16 protein-coding genes are annotated in these 16,327 nt (G+C 63.7%); 8 read left to right on the forward strand and 8 right to left on the reverse strand.

The window, feature by feature from the left end; genetic code table 11:
- Positions 1-13: 13 nt before the first annotated feature.
- Genes nthA through ACO06F_RS07890 form a run of 4 tightly spaced genes read left to right on the forward strand, consistent with a single transcriptional unit; the run spans position 14 to position 2,250 of the window.
- Positions 14-637: a nitrile hydratase subunit alpha gene (gene nthA / locus ACO06F_RS07875; protein ID WP_421696137.1), complete on the forward strand. Its 624-nt coding sequence runs from the start codon at positions 14-16 to the stop codon at positions 635-637.
- Complete coding sequence (gene nthB / locus ACO06F_RS07880) at positions 634-1,290, forward strand: nitrile hydratase subunit beta (RefSeq protein WP_421696138.1); 657 nt, start codon at positions 634-636, stop codon at positions 1,288-1,290. Before nthA ends, nthB (ACO06F_RS07880) begins: the two co-directional genes overlap by 4 nt.
- Positions 1,287-1,937 carry a nitrile hydratase subunit beta gene (gene nthB, locus ACO06F_RS07885; protein WP_421696139.1) on the forward strand — a complete coding sequence of 217 codons (651 nt, stop codon included), beginning with the start codon at positions 1,287-1,289 and terminating at the stop codon, positions 1,935-1,937. The genes nthB (ACO06F_RS07880) and nthB (ACO06F_RS07885) overlap by 4 nt, the downstream gene beginning before the upstream one ends.
- Entirely contained in the window at positions 1,924-2,250 is a 327-nt protein-coding gene (locus tag ACO06F_RS07890; protein ID WP_421696140.1) for a nitrile hydratase accessory protein, read from the forward strand. The genes nthB (ACO06F_RS07885) and ACO06F_RS07890 overlap by 14 nt, the downstream gene beginning before the upstream one ends.
- Here the strand turns inward: ACO06F_RS07890 and ACO06F_RS07895 are convergent.
- Positions 2,237-3,010, reverse strand: a complete 774-nt coding sequence (locus ACO06F_RS07895) for a cytochrome c biogenesis CcdA family protein (RefSeq protein ID WP_421696141.1) — start codon at positions 3,008-3,010, stop codon at positions 2,237-2,239. The two genes, ACO06F_RS07890 and ACO06F_RS07895, sit on opposite strands and share 14 nt — an antisense overlap.
- A 132-nt stretch (positions 3,011-3,142) precedes the next feature.
- Between ACO06F_RS07895 and ACO06F_RS07900 the strand changes: the two genes are divergently transcribed.
- From ACO06F_RS07900 to ACO06F_RS07915, 4 genes are read left to right on the forward strand one after another with little or no spacing between them, the layout of a single operon-like run.
- The gene (locus ACO06F_RS07900) at positions 3,143-4,087 is read left to right on the forward strand and encodes a zinc ABC transporter substrate-binding protein (RefSeq protein ID WP_421696142.1); all 945 of its coding nucleotides are present in this window, start codon (positions 3,143-3,145) and stop codon (positions 4,085-4,087) included.
- Positions 4,088-4,134: 47 nt separating this feature from the next.
- The gene (locus ACO06F_RS07905) at positions 4,135-4,809 is read left to right on the forward strand and encodes a DUF1007 family protein (protein ID WP_421696143.1); all 675 of its coding nucleotides are present in this window, start codon (positions 4,135-4,137) and stop codon (positions 4,807-4,809) included.
- Positions 4,797-5,930 carry a nickel/cobalt transporter gene (locus tag ACO06F_RS07910; RefSeq protein ID WP_421696144.1) on the forward strand — a complete coding sequence of 378 codons (1,134 nt, stop codon included), beginning with the start codon at positions 4,797-4,799 and terminating at the stop codon, positions 5,928-5,930. Before ACO06F_RS07905 ends, ACO06F_RS07910 begins: the two co-directional genes overlap by 13 nt.
- A 5-nt stretch (positions 5,931-5,935) precedes the next feature.
- Positions 5,936-6,412 (forward strand): TspO/MBR family protein, encoded by a 477-nt coding sequence (locus ACO06F_RS07915; RefSeq protein WP_421696145.1) that lies wholly within the window; start codon positions 5,936-5,938, stop codon positions 6,410-6,412.
- Positions 6,413-6,438: 26 nt separating this feature from the next.
- On the opposite strand, the gene ACO06F_RS07920 is transcribed toward ACO06F_RS07915, so the two are convergent.
- The 7 genes from ACO06F_RS07920 to ACO06F_RS07950 all read right to left on the reverse strand — a co-directional run bounded on the left by ACO06F_RS07920 (position 6,439) and on the right by ACO06F_RS07950 (position 16,316).
- The gene (locus ACO06F_RS07920; protein ID WP_421696146.1) at positions 6,439-9,672 is read right to left on the reverse strand and encodes an error-prone DNA polymerase; all 3,234 of its coding nucleotides are present in this window, start codon (positions 9,670-9,672) and stop codon (positions 6,439-6,441) included.
- Positions 9,669-11,171 (reverse strand): Y-family DNA polymerase, encoded by a 1,503-nt coding sequence (locus tag ACO06F_RS07925; RefSeq protein ID WP_421696147.1) that lies wholly within the window; start codon positions 11,169-11,171, stop codon positions 9,669-9,671. The genes ACO06F_RS07920 and ACO06F_RS07925 overlap by 4 nt, the downstream gene beginning before the upstream one ends.
- Positions 11,056-11,952 (reverse strand): ImuA family protein, encoded by an 897-nt coding sequence (locus ACO06F_RS07930; RefSeq protein WP_421696148.1) that lies wholly within the window; start codon positions 11,950-11,952, stop codon positions 11,056-11,058. The genes ACO06F_RS07925 and ACO06F_RS07930 overlap by 116 nt, the downstream gene beginning before the upstream one ends.
- Positions 11,953-12,050: 98 nt before the next feature.
- Positions 12,051-13,073, reverse strand: coding sequence for an NADP-dependent oxidoreductase (locus tag ACO06F_RS07935; protein ID WP_421696149.1), 1,023 nt, complete (start codon positions 13,071-13,073; stop codon positions 12,051-12,053).
- Between the two features lie 102 nt (positions 13,074-13,175).
- Positions 13,176-13,571: a hypothetical protein gene (locus tag ACO06F_RS07940; RefSeq protein ID WP_421696150.1), complete on the reverse strand. Its 396-nt coding sequence runs from the start codon at positions 13,569-13,571 to the stop codon at positions 13,176-13,178.
- Positions 13,572-13,648: 77 nt separating this feature from the next.
- On the reverse strand, positions 13,649-14,809 hold the full coding sequence (locus ACO06F_RS07945) for an iron-containing alcohol dehydrogenase (RefSeq protein ID WP_421696151.1): 1,161 nt from the start codon (positions 14,807-14,809) through the stop codon (positions 13,649-13,651).
- A gap of 133 nt (positions 14,810-14,942) precedes the next feature.
- A complete protein-coding gene (locus ACO06F_RS07950) occupies positions 14,943-16,316 on the reverse strand; it encodes a glutamine synthetase family protein (protein ID WP_421696152.1) in 1,374 nt (457 codons plus the stop codon).
- Positions 16,317-16,327: the final 11 nt, after the last annotated feature.

Raw genomic sequence — 16,327 nt, forward strand, 5'->3', positions numbered from 1 at the left:
TTGAGGCACACAAATGGCACATGACGGTCATCACCACCATGATGAGGACGAGGGTTCGGAACTCTCCCCCATCGCATTGCGCGTCAAAGCGCTCGAATCGCTGCTGACTGAAAAGGGTTACATCGACCCCAAGGCCCTCGATGTGCTGATCGAGACTTATGAAACGAAGATCGGGCCCCGCAACGGCGCCCGCGTGGTGGCGAAGGCCTGGACGGATGAGGCCTTTGCCGATTGGCTGAAGCGCGATGCCACGGCGGCCATCGCGTCCGTGGGTTATGAGGGCCGGCAGGGCGAGCATATGGTGGCGCTGTTCAATACGCCAGAGACGCACAACATGGTCGTGTGCACGCTGTGCTCCTGTTACCCCTGGCCCGTGCTGGGCCTGCCGCCCGTCTGGTATAAATCCATGCCCTACCGCTCCCGCGTGGTGATCGAGCCGCGCGAGGTGCTGAAAGAATTCGGCATCGCGCTTGCCGAAGACAAGGACGTGCGCGTGTGGGATTCAACCGCAGAGCTCCGCTACCTCGTGATCCCTGAGCGCCCTGCGGGAACGGAGGGCCTCACCGAAGAGCAGCTCGCAGAACTGGTGACGCGCGATTCGATGATCGGCACCGGCTTTGCGAAGACCCCCCAGTGAACGGGCCACATGACATGGGAGGCTTCACGGGCTTCGGCCCGGTGAAGCCCGAAGCAGATGAGCCCGTCTGGCATGCGGCGTGGGAGCCGCGCGCCTTCGCACTGGTGCTCGCCATGGGCATGGGCGGGCGCTGGAACATCGATGAGGCCCGCCATGCGCGCGAGCGGCTGCCGGCGCTGCAATACTGGCGCTCCAGCTATTATGAGATGCGCCATTATGCGATCGTGCTGCAGCTGATCGAACTGGGATTGATCACCGCGATTGAGGAAGAGCAGGGCCGCATGTCCGTGGCGCCGGGCGCGGTCAAACGCGTGGCGAAGGCGGAGATGATCCCCGGCATTCTCGCAAGCGGCGGCCCCTCCATCAGGCCCAGCAACCGGCCACAGGGCTTTCAACCGGGTGATAAGGTCCGCACACGGAATATCAACCCCCAGGGCCATACGCGGCTTCCCCGTTATGCGCGGGGCAAGGCGGGGGAGATCGTGGCGGTGCATGGAACGCATGTGTTTCCTGATTCCAATGCCCATGGGCGGGGGGAAGACCCGCAGTGGCTCTACACCGTGCGCTTCACCGCGCGGGAGCTGTGGGGGAAGGACACGAAGGATGCCGTGTGCATCGACCTTTGGGAGCCCTATCTGGAGGCACTCGCATGAACGGCGCGCATGACTGTGGCGGCATGATGGGCTTTGGCCCGGTGGTGGTGGAGGCGAACGAACCCGTTTTCCATGCGCCCTGGGAGGCGCGCGCCTTCGCGCTGATGTCAGCCGCAGGTGACGTGGGCGGCTGGTCGATCGATGAGGACCGCGCAGCCTGTGAGGCGATGCACCCTGGCCACTACATTCAGTCCAGCTACTACGAACATTGGCTGCACGGCCTCGAGACCCTGCTGGCGAACCACGGCCTCGCGACGGCGGAGGAGATCGCCTCCGGCCAGTCTTCGTCGCCTGGAAAGCCGGTGGCGCCAACGGCCGCCAGCGAAGTGTGGCCGGGGGTCACAGCCGCGGGCAGCTATGTCCGCACCGTCGAGCGTCAGCCGGTCTTCAAGCCGGGGGGCCTCGTGCGCACCCGCCAGCTTAACCCGGCGCATCATACGCGCCTGCCGCGCTACCTGCGCGGCCAGCAGGGGGAGGTCATCTCATGCCACGGGGCACATGTGTTTCCTGATTCCAATGCACAGCGCCGCGGCGAGGACCCGCAGTTCCTCTATACCGTGCGCTTCCGCGCCGCGGATGTGTGGGGCCGGCCCTCGCGCGATCTGATCCATGCCGACCTTTGGGAGCCCTATCTTGAAGCTTGCTGACTCCGAGCGCCTGCCCAAGGATGCCGATGGCCCCGTCTTCGCTGAACCGTGGGAGGCACAGGCCTTCGCCATGGCGGTGGCGCTGAACGAGGCGGGCGTGTTCGGCTGGGGCGAATGGGCGGAAACGCTGGGGGCTGAGCTTAAAGCAGCGCCTCACCGCCCCTATTATGAAAGCTGGCTTGCAGCGCTCGAAAAACTCGTGGAAGCGAAGGGCGTGATGACGAGGCCGGAACGCCTCGCCAGGGTCGATCAGTGGGACCGCGCGGCCAAGGCCACGCCCCATGGCGCACCCATTCTCCTCAGCCGAGGTTGAGCAGGAAGGGGAATTGCTCGATCAGCCAGTAGGAGACGGCCTGCACGCCGCCGGTGATGAACATCAGGCCGGAGAGCACGAGAAGTGCGCCCGCAATCTTCTCCACCGTTCCCAGGTGTTTGCGGAAGCCTGACATGAAGCCCATGAAAGTGCCAACGCCGGCCGCCGCCAGCATGAAGGGAATGCCGAGGCCCGCGGAATAGACCGCCAGCAGCCCCGCCCCCTTGGCCACGTCCTGCTCGCTGGCGGCAATCGTCAGGATCGTTCCCAGCACCGGGCCGATGCAGGGCGTCCAACCGAAGGCAAAGGCGAGGCCGATGAGATAGGCCCCCACGAATCCGCCGGGGTGCTTCTGGTGCTGGTAGCGCACTTCGCGCGAGATCCAGAACATGCGGAAGACGCCCAGAAAATGCAGCCCCATCACGATGATGATGAGCCCGGCCACCGTGGTTACGGGGTTGAAGGAAAATCCGAGGAGCGTCACCTGCCGCGCCAGCTCCGTCCGCAGCATGCTGCCGAGCCAGGAGGCGCTGGCCCCCAGCGCCACGAATACGGTCGAAAACCCCATTACGAAGCACAGCGCCGCCAGCAAAGTCCGCCGCCGCTCTTCCTGCGGGCGTGCCTTATGGTCCACCAGCTCCTCAAGCGACGTGCCGGTGATGAAGCACAGGTAAGGCGGCACCAGCGGCAGCACGCAGGGGCTCAGAAAACTGATGGCGCCCGCAACAAGTGCGGCGCCCACGGACACATCGAGGCTCATGACGATTTCCTCTGACAGGTTGCCGAAGGTTTCGCAATTCACCCCGGAGCCGCAGGTGAGGCCTCAATCCTGCTTGACGGACTTCCTCAGGTCCGATACGTTATATTATAACATTACATAGTGGAGACTCCCATGATAAGACGTGTTCTGCCTTTCTGCGCTGCCCTGCTCTCTGCCAGTTCGGCTTTGGCTGCCCCAAAGGTGGTGACAACGGTGGTGCCGGTCCATTCGATCGTGGCCGCGGTGATGGGGGAGACGGGCACGCCCACGCTTCTTCTCAAGGGCAGCATGTCCGAGCACCGGGCGGTGTTCACGCCCGCCCAGATCGCCGAACTTGGCCAGGCGGACCTCGTCTTCATCGTGGGCCACGGGCTGGAGGCGAAGCTTGCGCAGATCAGCGGATCCGAAACGGTCAACGGCAAGCAGTTCGTGGAGCTTTCGGGGGCACCGGGCGTCAAGACCCTGCCTATCCGCCAGGGCGGCGCCTGGGATGCCCACCATCATGACGACGATGACGATGATGATGGCGACGGAGATGAGCATGCGGCGGAAGGCGTTCTGACCTTCGATCCCCATGTCTGGCTCGACCCTGAAAATGCCAAGGCCATGGCGCAGGAAGCGGCAAAGGACCTCTCCGCCGCCGACCCTGCCAATGCCGCTACCTACCAGGCCAATGCGGCGGCGTTTTCACGGCAGGTGGATGAGACATCAGCCAGGATTGCCGCCGAACTGGCGCCGGTGAAGGACAAGCCCTTCGTGGTCTTTCATGATGCCTATCAATATTTCGAACGGCGCTTCGGCCTGTCGGGTGCGGGCTCGATCTCGGACGTTTCCGCGCGCGCACCCTCTGCCGAACGGCTGGCGGAGGTGCGGGACAAGATCGCCAGCGTGAAGGCGGCTTGCGTTTTCCGCGAGCCGCAATTCGACGACAAGACGGTTCTGACCGTCATCGAAGGCACGGGCGCGCGGGAAGGCGTGCTTGACCCCGTGGGCGCCAATCTGACGCCGGGGCCTGACGCCTATTCGCAACTTCTCAGCAATCTGGCCGGCAATCTCAAAGCCTGCCTTTCGGGCTGAGCGGCCGCTTCACTTTTTTGCCGCATTGCCCGATCATTCCTCGCGCCATGCGACACGTGATCCGGCGCTGGACGGCGCTTCCTATCTTCGCCATTGCGCTGGCGGCAGGAGCCATACCTGCCGCCGCGCATCCGCATGTGTGGATCGATATGCGCTCCGACATCGTTTTCAACGATCAGGGCCTGGTCTCCGCCGTGAACCTGATGTGGACCTTCGATGATGCCTATGCCGAAATGGCCATGGAAGGTCTCGATGTGAACAAGGACGGCGTTTACGACCCTTCCGAATTGGAGCCTCTCACCAAGGAGAATCTCGATTCGCTCAAGGACTATGATTATTTCACCTATGTGCGCTTCGATGGGCGGCGGCAGCCCGTGGGGCTGGTGACGGAAGCGGGCCAAATCTATTCCAACAACAAGCTGCAGCTGCACTTGCAGGTGCCGCTCAAAACACCGCTTGACCCCACCAAGGGCGAATTCGTGCTGAAGGTCTATGACCCGGATTTCTTCATCGCCTTCGACTACGTGAAGGATGAGCCAGTGAGCGTGATCGGCACCATGCCGAAGAGCTGCAAGCTGGTGGTGAAGCCGGTGCCGACGGATGCCGAACTGGAACAGACTCGCACCATGCTGGCCAGCAAGGGCAAGGAGTGGAAGCCCGAGAATGACGAGGATTTTGGCGGCCTCTTCGCCCAGCCGGTGACGATCCAATGCAAGGCGTGAGACGCGCACTTCTGGGCCTGATGGCCCTTTTCATGTTGTGCCTTGCCGCGCCGCCGCCTTCCTTCGCCCAGACATCGAACGAGCCCGCCGCCACGCAAGCGGCACCGCCTGTGAAGATCGACCGCCGCAAGCTCCTCGTGCAGCCGCGCAACAAGGACGGCACGGTCGAGGAAGTGCCGTTCTTTGAAGACCCGGTTCTGTGGGCGCGCGACAAGCAGCAGAATTTCTACAGCAGGCTGTCCGCCACGCTGCGCGCCATGAAGGGCCAGTCCGCACTCGCGGCGGGCTGGACGCTGATGCTGCTGAGCTTTGCCTATGGGATTTTCCATGCGGCGGGGCCGGGCCATGGCAAGGCGGTGATTTCAACCTGGCTGCTGGCCACGGAAAGCGAGTTGAAGCGCGGCGTGCTGATCTCCTTCCTCAGCGCCATCATCCAGGCGCTGACGGCGATCGTCCTGGTGAGCGTTCTGTTCTTCGTGGTGGCGAGTGTGGGCTCCACCGCGCGCAATGTGGCGGGGGTGCTCGAAAGCGCCAGCTACGGCCTCATCGCGCTGCTTGGTGTTTACCTGATCTGGACGGCGATGGGTCTTTTCGCCGCGCGCCGGGCCGTTGCGGCCACCCGCCCCGCGATTGCCGGAATGACCACGCACCAATCCGTGGCCCTCGGCGATTTCGCCGGCTTCGAGCCCATGCGGCGGGAGGCTGTGGCGGCGGACCATCTGCACGGGCCCGATTGCGGCTGCGGCCACGCGCATCTCCCGGCCGCAAAGGACGTGTCTGGCGAATGGTCGCTCGCCAAGGCCTTTTCGCTGGCCTTCGCCGTCGGCATCCGCCCCTGCACCGGCGCCATTCTGGTTCTGGTTTTCGCCAATGGGCTGGGGCTTTTCTGGGCAGGTGTGGCCTCCACCTTCGCCATGGCGCTCGGCACCTTCATCACGGTTTCGGCCATTGCCGCCATCGCCGTTTATGCAAAGCGGATTGCGGCGCGCGTGGTGCGGGGCAATTCCCGGCTGATGGACTGGCTGGGGATCGGCTTGCGGCTGGGGGGCGGCCTCGCTATCGCCTTTCTGGGAACGATTCTGTTCCTGGGCTCGTTGGGCACCTCCAACGCAATGATGTGAGCGACATGGCTTCTGTGACGCGCAAAGACTGGCTCGTGCTGGCGGGCTTTATTCTGTTATGTAATGCCGCCGGCATTTTTGGCGGGCTCGTCACGGCCGATTCTGTCGGCAGCTGGTATAGTACCCTCGCCAAGCCAAGCTGGAACCCGCCTAGCTGGTTGTTCGGCCCGGTGTGGACGCTTCTCTACATCATGATGGCAGTCGCCGCATGGCTTGTGTGGCGGACGAAGGATCGCGTGGGCCCGGCGCTCACGCTGTTTTTCGTGCAGCTGGCCTTGAATGTGGCCTGGTCCCTCATCTTCTTCGGCGCGCGCTCGCCGGGAATGGCGCTGGTGGAAGTGGTGTTCCTGTGGGCCGCCGTTTTGCTCACCATGCTCGCCTTCTTCAAGCGGCACACCATCGCCGGCTGGCTGTTCGTGCCCTATCTTGCCTGGGTGAGTTTCGCGGCCTTTCTCAATCTGACGATCTGGCAGTTGAACTGAAGGCTTCAAGCGGGAGGTGGCGCCCCTTAATGAAAATCCCGGCTCTTGGGGATCACCCGCACCTGGCGCGGGTGCCTTGCGGCCGGCGGGTGAACGTCCGGCCCCGGCCGTTTCACCTCATCGGCGCGTGCCAGCGGGTTTCTGAGCAGGCTGCCATCTTCCGTCAACAGCGCCAGCCAGTCTGAGTGGTCCTCGATGGTGCTCGCCACCACATGGATGATCTCGCCCGTCTTCTGCACCCGTCCCTTGATGAGCATGAGGCGGGCGCCCATGACCACGGCGCGGTGGGTTTCCAGAACCTGCGGCCAGATCACCGCGTTGCAGACGGAGAATTCATCTTCCAGCGTCAGGAAGACGACGCCCTTGGCGGAGCCCGGGCGCTGGCGCACCAGCACCACGCCCGCGACCGTGACGGCAGCACCGTTCCGCAAGCGCTTCAGCTGGGTATTGTCCGTCACCTTGCGCTCCAGGCACAGGCGACGGAGGAACTGCATGGGGTGCGCCTTGAGCGACAGTTTCAGCGTCTGATAATCATTCACCACATGTTCGGAGAGCGGCATGGCGGGAAGCAAAACCTCCGGCTCCTCCCCCTGCTCGCGCGTGTCCGCGAAGGCAAAGAGCGGCAGGGCCTTCGTCTTGGCCAGTGCCTTCACCTCCCACAAGGCCGCGCGCCGGTCGAGCCTGAGGGAGCGGAAGCAATCGGCGGCAGCGAGCTTTTCGAGGCCCCCCACCGGAACCCCGAAGGCGTGGAGATTGGCAATCGAAAGCGGCTTCTTCTGGGACCGGTATTGCAGCAGCAGAGCTGCATCTTCCGCCTTGAGGCCATCCACCTCGCGCAGGCCCAGCCTGACGGCCGCGCGTTCACCCCGTTCGGGTGTTTCGAGCACCGAATCCCAGCGCGAGAAGCTCACGTCCACGGGCTTCACCTCCACGCCATGTTCGCGCGCGTCGCGCACGATCTGGGCCGGGGCATAAAATCCCATGGGCTGCGAATTGAGGAGGGCTGCGGCAAAGACCTCCGGGTAATGGCATTTGAGCCAGGAGGAGACATAGACCAGATGCGCGAAGCTGGCGGCATGGCTTTCGGGAAAGCCATATTCGCCAAAGCCCTTGATCTGGTTGAAGCAGCGCGCGGCAAAGGCTGCATCATAGCCGCGCTCCACCATGCGGCTCACCATCTTCTGCTCGAGCCTGCCGATGGTGCCGCGCCGCCTGAAGGTGGCCATGGCCTTGCGCAGTTCGTTCAATTCGCCCGCGGTGAATTCGGCCGCCACCATGGCAAGCTTCATCGCCTGTTCCTGGAACAGCGGCACGCCCTTGGTGCGGCCCAGCACATCGCGCAGCTCATTGGCATCGCCGAAGGCGGGATTGGGTGCGGGATAATCCTCAGGCTCCAGCCCGTCACGCCGCCGCAAGTAAGGGTGCACCATGTCACCCTGGATGGGGCCGGGGCGGACGATCGCCACTTCGATGACGAGATCATAGAAGCAGCGGGGCTTCAGGCGCGGCAGCATGTTCATCTGCGCGCGGCTTTCGACCTGGAAGACGCCCACCGAATCTGCCTTGCACAGCATGTCATAGACGGCCTCGTCACCCTGCGGCAGGGTGGCGAGGGAATGTTTGAGGCCATACCAGCCTTCCATCATTTCGAAGCTCTTCTGGATGCAGGTGAGCATGCCGAGTGCCAGCACATCGATCTTGAGGATGCCAAGCGTATCGATGTCGTCCTTGTCCCATTCGATGAAGGTGCGGTCTTCCATCGCGCCATTGCCGATGGGCACGGTTTCATCGAGCCTGCCCTTGGTGAGGATGAAGCCGCCCACATGCTGGGAGAGATGGCGCGGGAAGCCCTGCAGCTCGTCCGCCAGCTCGATCACCTTCGCGAGCAGCGGATCATCGGGGTCAAGCCCAGCTTCTGCCAAGCGGCCATTGTGCATCTCCTCGCGCATCTGGCCCCAGACGATGCCGGAGAGCGTTGCCGTCACATCCTCCGACAGGCCCATGACCTTGCCCACCTCGCGCATGGCGGAGCGGCCGCGATAGGTGATGACCGTGGCGGCAAGGCCGGCGCGCTCCCGGCCGTAGCGGGCATAGATATACTGGATCACCTGCTCGCGCCGCTCATGCTCGAAGTCGACGTCGATGTCGGGCGGCTCCTTGCGCTCCTCCGAGATGAAGCGTTCGAACAGGAGCTCGATCTGGTTGGGGTCGACCGCCGTGATACCGATGACATAGCATACGGTTGAATTGGCGGCCGACCCCCGCCCCTGACAGAGGATCGGAGGATCCTGGCTGCGGGCGAACTGCACGATGTCATGCACGGTGAGAAAATAGGGCGCGTAGTTGAGCTTCTCGATCAGGGTCAGCTCCTTTGCGATATTCTCCTTCACCTTATTGGGAATGCCTTGCGGATAGCGCTCCTTCGCGCCTTCCCAGGCAAGATGCGCCAGATGCGCCTGCGGGGTTGAGCCTTGCGGGATCGGCTCTTCCGGATACTCATATTTGAGTTCTTCAAGCGAGAAGCGGCAGGCCTTGGCGATGGCCAGCGTGTTGGTGAGCGCCTGGCTGTGATCCCGGAACAGGCGCGCCATTTCCTCCGGCGTCTTCAAATGCCGCTCGGCATTGGCTTCGAGCAGATAGCCTGCCTCGGCCATGGGGGTGCCCTCGCGGATGGCGCTCACCACATCCTGCAGCACGCGGCGCGAGGGGTGGTGGTAGAGCACGTCATTGGTGGCGAGAAGCCCCGTCTGGTGCCGCTGCGCCAGCTCCGCCAGGCGGTTGATCCGCTCCTTGTCATCACCGCGGTAATGATGGCTGACGGCCAGATAGAGCGGCGCCTTGAGGCGCTGGCGAATTACCGGCAGCTGCTCCACGCCTTCAGAGAGCAGTGCGAAGATCATGCCCTGGGCATGGGCATAAACATCCTCCAGCGTGATCAGGCACTGGCCCTTTTCGGCCCGCCTTTGGCCGAGGCTCAACAGGCGGCAGAGGGCGCCATAGGCGGCGCGGCCGGTGGGATAGGCGAGAAGCGAAAGCCCCTCCACCAGATCAAGCCTGGCGCCGACGATGAAGGGGATTTCCGCATCCTTTGCCGCCGCATGGGCGCGAACGACGCCCGCCAGCGTGTTGCGGTCCGTGACCGCAAGCGCCGCGATCCCTAAATGCTTCGCCTGCATCGCAATCTCTTCCGGGTGGGAAGCGCCCCGCAGGAAGGAGAAATTGCTGGTGCACTGAAGCTCGGCATAGGCGATCTTGCTCATGCGGATAATCCGTGTACGTACCACTTGGGCTGGTCTTCGCCGGGCTCGCCATAAAGCCCTTCGCGGTAAAGCCAGTAGCGCCGGCCCTGCTCATCCTCGATCACGTAATAATCGCGCGGGCGCTCGCCGCCCACGAGGCGCCACCATTCGGGCGCCACGCGTTCGGGCCCCTGCGCCTTGACCACACGCCGCGTCACGCGCCGCCAGGTCAAGCGCATGGGCGGGCCATCGGGCACGGAGGCCACCACCTTCGCAGGCTCCGGCGCCTCGAAGATCAGAAGCGGGCGCACCGCGGGGGCGGGGCGGGACGCCCTGGGCAGCGGGGCCCGGGCCGAGGGGCGTGCCGCTTCGGCGCGCTCGGGGATGTGGCTTTCGACATCCTCCAGCGCCAGGAACTGGGTCTCATGGCGGTTCAGCACGCGGTCATTCAGCTGCTCGAGCGCCAGCGTGCTGTCATCCTCGAGGAAGCCATGCTGCTGGACGATGGCCCCCGCCGTCTCGCGCGCCTCCAGCGTCATCGCATCGATGCCGAAGCCTGCATCGACCGTTTCGAGCTTGGGCTTCAGCACGCGCAGCATGTGGCGCGCGTCATGGGTGGGGGTCGAGAAGCCCGCCGGCAGGTTGGCGCGCGAGCCATCGGTGCGGAACAGCTTGAGGATCAGCCGCAGCGCGCCCTTGCCGGCCTCCTCGAGATCCCGGCACAACACATTGACGAGCCCGCCCAGAACGATTTCCAGCCCCTCCGCATGAATGACGGGCTCCATCAGCGCGCGGTGCGCCATGAAGGAGGTGGGCGGGTTCAGAGGGTTCAGCGGCTCCTCCCGCAGGCCCATCATCTCATCGAGCCTGAGCAGCACATTCTCGCCGATGCTTTCGCCCCGGAAGCGGCGGGCGAGCGAGGCGCGCGGAATGGCGAGGAGCGAGCCCACCGTCTTCAACCCCAGCCGCCGCAGCGTCTTCACCGCCGGGCCATCGATGCGCAGTGCCTCCACCGGCAGGGCCTGCAACTCCTTCGCCTCATAGCGGGCGAGCGCCCAGGCCGCGCCGATGGTGGCCCCCTGCCCCACCCGCACACTGAAGCCATATTGGTCGAGCCTGGTCTTCATCTCCGCCATCATGCGCTGTTCGCCGCCGAAGAGATGGGGAACGCCCGTCACATCCAGCAGAATGCCGTCCGGCTGGTCAGGCGCCACCCAGGGGCTGTAGCGCTCCATCCAGCGGCAGAGGCCGAGGAGGCTGGTCATGTCCTCCTCGGGCTCATGCTGCTCGGTCAGAAGCTCCGGCAATTGGGCGCGCGCATCCGCCAGCCGCATGCCGCGCATGAGGCCGAACTGGCGCGCCGCAGCATTGACCGCGATGAGGCGAAGGCCGGTCTTGCCCTTTTCAACCAGCGCGAAGGGCAGGCCCTTGGGTGGCGGCTTCCGCCCCGTTTTGATCCGTGCCCGGATGAATCGCTCGACGGGAAAATCCGGGAACCAGAGAGAAACGAGACTGCGCATGATGCCATTCCAAAATCCAGGCGCCGGGGCGGCCGCCCCGTGCGCGGGTGAGTTCGATGCTCCAGCAGGGCGGCCCCACCGCCATTGCATCATGGGGCGGGCTGCGGGAGGCCGTGGCGGCGGCCGTCCAGCGCGTGTGGCTGGCCGTGGCCGCCTGGTCCGGCCTGGCGAAGGTGAGGATCGCCGCCGCCTTTCCCGCCGCCGCCGCAAGCGACAGGCGGCGCGTGACGGTGAGGTCCGCGTGGGCGGCATCGGCATCGCCCAGAACGGCCGCCACCGCGCCTGATTTCAGGGCCTCCTCCATGGTCCAGAGGAGGCTTGCGGGCTTCTTGAGGCTGATCGTCACGAAACGGTGGCGGGGCAGCCCCAGCCGCTCCAGCCCGTGGCCATAGAGCCTGCCATATTCGCGCTCATGGGCGGCAAGCCTGCACCACAACAGCGGGCGGCGCTCGCCTTCATCCGTGAGGCGGCACAAGGCGAGGGCCAGCGCAAAGCCCATCGCGGCCGGCTGGTCGCCATAGCTACGGGGCGACACGTCATGAAGCCCTGCCCGCAGCAGCCCTTGCGCAGGCAAATGCCGGTCAAGTTCGGGAAGGCCAAGCCCCCAGGGGGGCGCCTTCGTCCGCCGCCGCTCGAACTGCGCCGCAGATTGCTCAAGCCGCGCGATATGCGCACGCAGCGCGTCAATCAGCGGCGTCAAATCCTCGCGCTGACGAAACGGAATGGCGGCGGCGCAAGTTTCCCCGCCCCGCGCAAGCTGATGTGCCGGTCCAATACGCATGACAATATGATCCAGAATGTTCCTATTTTGTTCCACGGCGCGCCAGCAGAGTCAAGCGCCCAGAATCAGAGGTTGGTGCGAAGCTGCGCCGGAAAGGCCTAAGGCCTGACGAGAAGCTTCCCGAAATTGCGGCCCTGGAGCAGGCCGATGAAGGCCGGAACGGCCTTCTCAAGCCCGTCCACCACGTCTTCCCGGTATTTGACCTGGCCGGAGGAAATCCAGCCGGCCATGTCATGCAGGAATTCATTCTGCTGCGCCGAGAAATCCGACACGATGAAGCCTTGCAGGCGCAGGCGTTTCACCAGCACCTGCTCCATCAGTTCCGGCACGGAGGGAAGCTCCGGCGCGCGCGGCGCAAAGCCATTGTACTGCGAGATCAGCCCGCAGACCGGCACGCGGGCAAAATCATTGAGCAGCGGAAACACCAGGTCCCACACACGCCCGCCAACATTCTCGAAATAAATGTCGATCCCTTGCGGGCACGCCGCCTTCAGCTGTTCCGCAAAATCTGGCGCGCGATGGTCGAGAGCAACATCGAAACCGAGTTCCTCCCGCACATAGCGCGTCTTCTCAGCACCGCCTGCAATGCCGACGACACGGCAGCCCTTGATCTTGCCGATCTGCCCCACGGCAGAACCCACGGCCCCGCTAGCCGCCGCCACCACCAGCGTTTCACCCGCCTTCGGATGGCCGATATTCAGAAGGCCGGTATAGGCCGTCATCCCCGGCATGCCGAGAACGCCAAGTGCAGTCGAAACCGGTGCAAGAGAAGGATCGAGCTTGCGGAGGCCCTTGGCTTTCACAACCGGGTGGGTCTGCCAGCCGGAATAGGCCAGTACGATGTCACCTTTGCTGAAGGCGGGATCGGCGGAGGCAATCACCTCACCGACACTTCCGCCCTCCATCACATCGCCCGGGGACAGCGCCTGGGCATAGGACGGGCCTTCGTCCATGCGGCCGCGCATATAGGGATCAAGCGAGAAGAACAGTGTTTTGAGGCGCACGCCCGTGGGGGGCTGCAGCGGCTCTTCCACCTCTTCCAGGCTGAAATTCTCCGGCCCCGGCATGCCACTGGGGCGCGAAGCCATGATGATCCGCCGGTTCACAATTGTTTCTGCCATCCTACTCTCCCGGCCATGCAACGCATGTTCTCTATCACAGGCCGGGAGATATCGCGATGGCCAGCTGGATCATCCGTCTACGGATGACCCGGCAGCACCCGGTCAGACCAGTTCATGCACCCGGGTTTTCGTCTCTTCCGCCACTTCTGCAAAGGGAAGCTTCACAGGTTCAACCGGCACCAGCTCCACGGAGACACCGGCCGGGATCTGCTGCAGCGAAAGTTCCACGCCGTTCGCAAAGCGCAGGCCATCGCGGTAGACGCCGGAGTCCAGGCGCACGAACGTCGCCCGTTCGCGCGCGGCAAACCCATGGCGCGCGGCCAGATCTGCCGGAATATCCGCGAGGGCAAGCTCAGTGTCGCAGGCCATGCAGACGGCAGTTCCGGGCTGCCCCGGCGCCGTCAGGCCCATGGATCCGCTTGGGAAGCGGGTCGTCACATAACGTTCCCCCTCATGGGCGGGACGCGAGAGATACATTTCCAGCGAGTAATCACACATGGCTTCCTCCTGAAGCAGCCGTCTCCCGCTCTAATGCAAATCGTGTGACTTCCGTTCCCGGCGTGTGGAGGTGCTCCTTACAAATCCCCCGTCACGCATTTCTTTGCGAGGGCCTTGTATTGCTTTTCGGTGAACGGAATCGGGTTGCCGCCGGCGGAGGGATCCTTGATGGCCATGGCGGCGATCTCATCCAGGCGCTTGGTGTCGATGCCGATGTCCTTCAGGGCATGCGGAATGCCGATCTCCTTCCGCAGCGCCAGGATCCATTTGAGGAAGCCGTTGAAGCCGCCCTTGATCCCTAAGTAAGCCGCCGCGCGCTCAATGTCCTTTTCGATCTTGCGGCGGTTGGCCTTCAGCACATAGGGCATGATGATGCCATTCAAAAGGCCATGATGGGCATCGTAAAGCCCGCCGAAGGGGTGGGCCAGCGCATGAATGGCGCCAAGGCCGCGCTGGAAGGCGGTGGCGCCCATGGCGGAGGCGACAAGCATGTTGCCGCGGGCGTCAAGATCCTTCGGCTTCTTCACCGCCTTCGCGAGATTGTCCTTCACCAGCCGCATGCCTTCGAGCGCCACACCGGCCGACCAGGGGTGATAGAAGGGCGCGCAATAGGCTTCGAGATTATGGGCCAAAGCATCCATGCCGGTGGCGGCCGTCAGCTTGGGCGGAAGACCCACTGTCAATTCCGGATCGAGCAGCGCCACCTTGGGCATCAGCGCGGGGTGGAAGATGATCTTCTTCTCATGGGTGATCGGATGGGTGACAACACCGGCACGGCCCACTTCAGAGCCCGTGCCCGCCGTCGTCGGCACGGCGATGATGGGGGAGATCACGGAGGCATCCGCCCTCGTCCACCAGTCCCCGATGTCTTCCAGTTCGAACACGGAAATGTTCTGCGAATGCATGAGCGCGATCAGCTTTCCGGTATCGAGGCCGGAGCCGCCGCCCACCGCCACCACGCCATCATGCCTTCCGTCCTTATAGACCTTGCAGCCGGCGAGAACATTCTCCTCCACCGGATTCGGGCGCACATCGGCGAAGAGTGCGGCCTTGAGGCCTGCCGCCTTCAGGTCCGCCAGGATGTCTGCCACCATGGGCATGGCCGCGAGGCCCTTGTCCGTCACCACCAGCGGCCGCTTGATGCCATTGGCCTTGCAGAACTCCGCCAGCTCCTTGATGCGGCCGGGGCCATATTTGATGGCGGTGGGATAATTGATGTTACGGTTCGGAATGGCCATGGCGTGTCTCCTGGGTGCCGTCTTAGGTAAAGTTAGAACAGAGTAACGAAGCCGTCATGCCAGCGAAGGCTGGCACCCCGCTTTGGGCGTCCGCAGCGGACCCCAGCCTTCGCTGGGGACGCAACGTAGAACGTCAATACCGCTCAAACCCGCGCTTCAATTCAAGGTCGGTGATGCGCCGGTCGAATTCGAACTGTTCCCAATTCGCGGTGTGGACATAGTGGTCGACGACATCATTGCCCATGACGCTGCGCAGGAAGTCCGATTCATCCAGAAGCCTGGTTGCCTCCCGCAGCGTCTTGGGGATCTCACGCAGCTTGCGGGACGTATCATAGATATCGCCTGAAACACCGGGCTCCAGCTCCATCTTCTTCTCAATGCCATCAAGCCCGGCTGCAATGAGGGCGGCGAAGGCGAGATAGGGGTTGAGGTCGGCACCGCCAATCCGGCATTCAACACGAATGGCCTTGGTCTCCGCCCCGCAGATGCGGAAGCCGGCGGTGCGGTTGTCGAAGCTCCACACGGCGCGGGTGGGCGCGAAGGTGCCCGCCATGAAGCGCTTGTAGGAGTTGATATAGGGGGCCAGGAAATAGGTGATGACGCCGGCATGGGCCAATTGCCCTGCGAGATACTGCTTCATCAGCGGCGACATGCCGTGCTCTGCCCCCTTCTCCTGAAACAGCGGCTTCTCGTCAAGCGACCACAGCGACTGGTGGATGTGAGAGGAATTGCCCGCCATGCCATAATCCCACTTCGCCATGAAGGAGACGGACTTGCCGACGTTGTAAGCAATTTCCTTTGCACCGTTCTTCATGATGGCGTGGCGGTCCGCCATGTCGAGCGCTTCGGCATAGCGGACGTTGATTTCCTCCTGGCCCGGGCCCCATTCGCCCTTGGAGTTTTCAACCGGAATGCCGGCCCCCGCGAGGCCGTTCCGCAGCGCGCGCATATAGACCTCCTCCTTCGAGGTTTGGAGGATGTGGTAGTCCTCAATGTAGTAACCGGAGGTCTTGAGGTTGCGGTAGCCCTTCTGGTGGGCCAGTTCATAACTGTCATCGAACAGGAAGAACTCGAGCTCGGAGGCCATATAGGCCTTCATCTTCATGGCCTCGAGGCGCTTCAACTGCTTCTTCAATATGGCACGCGGGGAGTGCGGCACGTCTTCGTGGCTGTGGTGGTCCAGCACGTCACAGAGGACGAGGGCGGTTCCGGGAAGCCATGGCGTGCGGCGCAGCGTGGCCATGTCAGGCTTCAGGACGAAATCGCCATAGCCCTTCTCCCAGCTCGTGGCCTTGTAGCCGGGCACCGGTTCCATTTCGATGTCAACGCCAAGGAGATAGTTACAGCCATGGGTTTCCTCATAGCCGCCCTCGGCGAAGAATTTTGCATGGAAGCGCTTGCCAATCAGGCGGCCCTGCAGATCGACCATGGCGGCGACCACCGTGTCGATGGTGCCGGCCTTCACTTCGGCCTTGAGTTGTTCGAGTGTCAGCATGCCTTCGGTCATGGTCGTTCTCC

Source organism: Aestuariivirga sp. (assembly GCF_965227715.1).
GTDB lineage: Bacteria > Pseudomonadota > Alphaproteobacteria > Rhizobiales > Aestuariivirgaceae > Aestuariivirga.

Bases quoted from the DNA above. Each gene is read 5' to 3' on its own strand.
- ACO06F_RS07950 (WP_421696152.1), bottom strand. From the start codon at position 16,316: ATGACCGAAGGCATGCTGACACTCGAACAACTCAAGGCCGAAGTGAAG.
- ACO06F_RS07895 (WP_421696141.1), bottom strand. From the start codon at position 3,010: ATGAGCCTCGATGTGTCCGTGGGCGCCGCACTTGTTGCGGGCGCCATC.
- ACO06F_RS07930 (WP_421696148.1), bottom strand. From the start codon at position 11,952: ATGCGTATTGGACCGGCACATCAGCTTGCGCGGGGCGGGGAAACTTGC.
- ACO06F_RS07915 (WP_421696145.1), top strand. From the start codon at position 5,936: ATGGCTTCTGTGACGCGCAAAGACTGGCTCGTGCTGGCGGGCTTTATT.
- ACO06F_RS07935 (WP_421696149.1), bottom strand. From the start codon at position 13,073: ATGGCAGAAACAATTGTGAACCGGCGGATCATCATGGCTTCGCGCCCC.
- ACO06F_RS07900 (WP_421696142.1), top strand. From the start codon at position 3,143: ATGATAAGACGTGTTCTGCCTTTCTGCGCTGCCCTGCTCTCTGCCAGT.
- ACO06F_RS07940 (WP_421696150.1), bottom strand. From the start codon at position 13,571: ATGTGTGATTACTCGCTGGAAATGTATCTCTCGCGTCCCGCCCATGAG.
- nthA (WP_421696137.1), top strand. From the start codon at position 14: ATGGCACATGACGGTCATCACCACCATGATGAGGACGAGGGTTCGGAA.
- nthB (WP_421696139.1), top strand. From the start codon at position 1,287: ATGAACGGCGCGCATGACTGTGGCGGCATGATGGGCTTTGGCCCGGTG.
- ACO06F_RS07945 (WP_421696151.1), bottom strand. From the start codon at position 14,809: ATGGCCATTCCGAACCGTAACATCAATTATCCCACCGCCATCAAATAT.
- ACO06F_RS07905 (WP_421696143.1), top strand. From the start codon at position 4,135: ATGCGACACGTGATCCGGCGCTGGACGGCGCTTCCTATCTTCGCCATT.
- ACO06F_RS07925 (WP_421696147.1), bottom strand. From the start codon at position 11,171: ATGCGCAGTCTCGTTTCTCTCTGGTTCCCGGATTTTCCCGTCGAGCGA.
- ACO06F_RS07920 (WP_421696146.1), bottom strand. From the start codon at position 9,672: ATGAGCAAGATCGCCTATGCCGAGCTTCAGTGCACCAGCAATTTCTCC.
- ACO06F_RS07910 (WP_421696144.1), top strand. From the start codon at position 4,797: ATGCAAGGCGTGAGACGCGCACTTCTGGGCCTGATGGCCCTTTTCATG.